This is a genomic window from Rhodococcus sp. R1101 (genome assembly GCF_000278445.1).
GTDB lineage: Bacteria > Actinomycetota > Actinomycetes > Mycobacteriales > Mycobacteriaceae > Rhodococcus > Rhodococcus gordoniae.
The window spans coordinates 1-3,877 of sequence record NZ_AJVB01000373.1; the positions used below are offsets into that span (position 1 = coordinate 1).

The window sequence follows — 3,877 nt, forward strand, 5'->3', positions numbered from 1 at the left end:
GACGGGCGCCGAACGTGGATTGGCCTCGATTTCGTCGTCGGTCGCCCGCTCGGCGCCGCGGGTCAGGATGCGCAGTTCCGGTCCCATGCCCGGCAGTTCGACCGGAAGCCCTTCGGGACTGCGGGACTTCGAACGCGGCGTCAGCTCCTGCTTGACGACCTTGTCCTCGAGCGACTGGTACGACATGAAGACGATCCGGCCGCCGACGGCGAGGGCGTCGAGAGCGTCGGGGATCGCATCGCGCAGCGAGTCGAGCTCGGCGTTGACCTCGACACGCAGCGCCTGGAAGGTGCGCTTGGCCGGATGACCACCGGTGCGACGGGTCGCGGCCGGGATCGTGCGGTAGAGCAGTTCGACGAGTTCGCCGCTGGTCCGGAACGGCGTCCTGGCCCGGGTCCGCACGATCTCGGAGGCGATCTTGCCGGCGAACCGTTCTTCGCCGTAGGTGCTCAGGATGCGGGCGAGATCGCCGTGACCGTAGGTGTTGAGGACATCCGCGGCGGTGATGCCGGTGGTGGGATCCATCCGCATGTCGAGCGGAGCGTCCTTCGAGTACGCGAAGCCGCGCTCCGCTTCGTCGAGCTGCATCGAGGACACACCGAGATCGAACAGAGCAGCGTGGACCGAGCCGTACCGGTCGAGGCCGACGCTCTCGAGCGCATCGGCGATCCCGTCGTAGCGGGTATGGACGAAGTCGGTGCGGTCGGAGAACCGCGCGAGCCGCTCGCGCGCGATCGCCAGTGCGTCGGGGTCGCGGTCGAGACCCACGAGCCGCAGACCGGGATAGATCGTCAGGAAGTGTTCGGAGTGCCCGCCGAGACCGAGTGTCGCGTCGACGAAGACAGCGCCCTCGCCGTCCGGTCCGGCACTCTCGATCGCCGGACCGAGGATCTCGACGGCTCGATCGAGCATGACCGGGACGTGGCCGAACTGCGCAGGGGACGTCACATCGGCACCGGTGGCCTCATCCGTACCATCGACGGAGTCGTGCTCGCCGTCCACCATGTGTCCTCCGGAATCCTGCTCGGGCCGCTTACGGTCTGTGGGGTACTCGTCGGGTGGACGGTGGTGTGCCTCGTGCCTGCCTGTCGCTCGTATCGATGCCCTGCTCGTCGCCACGGGATTGATACGGAAGACGGCGAATGCCTCGAGGTCTCTGTCCGATTCCGAAGAGACCTGACGCCGGGGAAGTGCGTCAGGGCCCTCCGGTCCGTACCTGGCGCTGGGGAAGTGCGTCAGGGCCGGCACATCGGGCAGAGGCCTCGCGGCACTCGCCGCGCAACCCGAGCCGTGGTGTTACAAGATGTCGCGTAGTGCTTCGTCTCTCGCTTCCGAGAAGTCTTCTTCGTGTTCGGCAAGGTAGGTCTCCCATGCCGTCGCGTCCCAGATCTCGAGGTACCTGACCGAGCCGATCACGACGCAGTCCTTGGCGAGACCGGCATATTTGCGATGCGCGGCCGACAGCGTGATCCGGCCTTGCGAGTCGGGTCGCTGCTCGTCCGTTCCCGAAGCGAGGCTGCGCAGGAACGCACGTGCCTGGGGGTTGCTCCGTGAGGCGCTCGCAGCGCGTTCCGCCAGGGCGGCGAACTCGTCGCGAGGGAACACGGTGAGGCTGTGATCCTGCCCCTTCGTGATCATCAACCCTCCCGCCAGCTCGTCTCGGTACTTCGCCGGCAGCGTGAGCCGGCCCTTGTCGTCCAACTTGGGGGTGTAGGTACCGAGGAACACTCGGCGCCTCCCCGCTGCCGGACGGATGCTTCGCGCGGCAGGACACCTCGTCCCGCCGTGCCCCACATTACCCCACTTTGCCCCACCGGAAACGGATTACCGCCGCCCGGGCACGCGTGTTGCCGTCACATCCCCAGCTCAGAGCAGGTGGCGGAAAATGGGGACACGCCCAGGGGAGGTGGCGCCGCATCGGCCGACGCCTTCGCGTCGACGACCGTCCCCACCCGGGAAACGAGTACGGAGCACAAGACGAACAGGGAAAACGGGGAGGGTGGGACGAGACGGGAGAGGGAACGGAGCCGAGGGCGGCGGCGAGTGGGGCGCGGTGGAGGAGAGACGACCGGTGGGGGTACGAAGCTCTGCAGAGAACGACGACGGCGCGACCCGTGGGTCGCGCCGTCGTCGATACAGCTGTTGGTCGAGGAGGTCACTCCTGCTCGAAACGCCTCCGGAACCGCTCTTCCATGCGGTTGGTGAAGCCACCACCCGAGGACTTCCTGCCGCCGCCGGAACTTCGGCCGGTCTTTCCGGAAGCGGAACTACCACCCGTCGCTCCTGAAGCCGACGGCCGACGACCGCCGAGGAGCAACAGAACTCCGGCGGCGAACATCACGAGGAACCCGAGCAGACTGATGATCGGAAAGCCGCCCGGCTTGAGCGGCAGGGCAACACCGGCGATCAACAGCGTCAGGCCCAACACGAACAAGGCGCCGGCCTGCAGCCGCCGCCGGTTCGACGCCATCCCCAACCGGCTACCACGCACGGTCGAGGCGAACTTGGGATCCTCAGCATAGAGCGCGCTCTCGATCTGATCGAGCATGCGCTGCTCGTGCTCGGAGAGTGGCACGGTACCTCCCCCGGCACTAAACGGTGGCCACCGGATCCGTGGGGCGGATCCAGCGGGGGGCCGTCGATACGGCCGCCTGAGTCAATAATACGAGCAGAAGTCGATGTGGACCACAAACTCCACACGTGAGTTCGATCCCCCGCCCGGCGAAGCCCTCGTGAGAAGGCGAAGGTCACCCACCGACACCGACTTCGGGCTCTGCCTCGGCGTCGAGATAACCCTCCACGTCGTGCAGGAAGTGACCCACCTCGTCGTAGAACGCACCGGACTCGTCGGCTCCGACGGCCCGCGCGACGCCCGCCTCGATCGCCGCGCGAGTGGCGGAACGGTCGGCGAAGTAGTCGGCCCAGACGGCGAAGGACTCGTCGGCCCGCGCCATGAGCGCCCACGCATTGCGCGTGACCGGCCGGCGCGCCGGCCGGACCCCGGAGCGCATCTCCGCAGCGGCGACGACCGCGCCGGCACCGCGCAGCGCCGCAAGATAGGCGAGACGGAACCTCTCGCCCGGATCGCCGGCACCGGCGGCACCCGAGAGCAGATCGTCGGCCTTGCGCAACAGCGTCGCCGCGCGCGCCGAGGTCGGGCGGTCCATGCATGCGGACGGCCCGAGCGTGGGAGACATTCGGCGCGGTCCTCGACTCGCGACGTGACCGTCGGCCATATTCACGCACCTCCTCGGCGTGCTCGCACCACTCATTACAACGAGCGGTATCCGGTGGTATTCCCGCCGAAACGCCGAGGAACGGAGATCACTGTCCTCGAGTGATCCCCGACACGGACGCCGAGCGGGAGACCCCAGGGTGATCCGGGGATGTTCGCTTCCCTCGAACATCCCCGGATCACCGGCGTCGAACATGCGTTCGACGTATTCAATATAGCTGGACCCACCGACAACCCGTCAAGAGAAAGCGGCCACGTCATCCCGAACGATCAGCGAGACCCGAACATCTCCGACACATCGCGAGCCACCCGAACGAGTCACGCATGACCACCGATCCCCACCACGACCCCGCAATCCTCACCGAACTCTCCCCGGCGGATTTCCGTGCGCGCCTCCCCGAGCTGCTGTCCGTCTACGTCGCGGCGATGCGCTATCCCCGTGGCACGGAGTACCACCGGGCGCCGATGTGGTCCGAGCATTCGGCTCGTGCGGGATGGCAGGCCTTCGCCGCCGCTCTCCCCGAGGCGCCCGACACGATCGTCGGCATCGCGTACGGCTACCGGGGCGATAGCCGGCAGTGGTGGAACCAGCAGGTGCGCACCGGCATGCGTCGTTCCGGACGGTCTCCCGAGGAGATCGAT

General features: G+C 67.6%; 4 protein-coding genes and 1 pseudogene. 1 reads left to right on the forward strand and 4 read right to left on the reverse strand.

What is annotated here, in order from left to right; genetic code table 11:
• The 4 genes from rsmH to R1101_RS0118075 form a co-directional block, all read right to left on the reverse strand.
• Positions 1-1,005, reverse strand: a 1,005-nt coding sequence (rsmH, locus tag R1101_RS0118060; protein WP_016934757.1) for a 16S rRNA (cytosine(1402)-N(4))-methyltransferase RsmH, incomplete at its 3' end; no start/stop codon positions are given.
• A gap of 291 nt (positions 1,006-1,296) precedes the next feature.
• Complete coding sequence (mraZ, locus tag R1101_RS0118065) at positions 1,297-1,728, reverse strand: division/cell wall cluster transcriptional repressor MraZ (RefSeq protein WP_016934758.1); 432 nt, start codon at positions 1,726-1,728, stop codon at positions 1,297-1,299.
• Between the two features lie 427 nt (positions 1,729-2,155).
• On the reverse strand, positions 2,156-2,575 hold the full coding sequence (locus R1101_RS0118070; protein WP_016934759.1) for a DUF3040 domain-containing protein: 420 nt from the start codon (positions 2,573-2,575) through the stop codon (positions 2,156-2,158).
• A 172-nt stretch (positions 2,576-2,747) separates the two neighbouring features.
• Positions 2,748-3,197, reverse strand: coding sequence for an SAV_6107 family HEPN domain-containing protein (locus tag R1101_RS0118075; RefSeq protein WP_232284782.1), 450 nt, complete (start codon positions 3,195-3,197; stop codon positions 2,748-2,750).
• A 362-nt stretch (positions 3,198-3,559) separates the two neighbouring features.
• Between R1101_RS0118075 and R1101_RS0118080 the strand changes: the two are divergent.
• Positions 3,560-3,877: pseudogene (locus tag R1101_RS0118080) on the forward strand (GNAT family N-acetyltransferase); the annotation flags it as partial.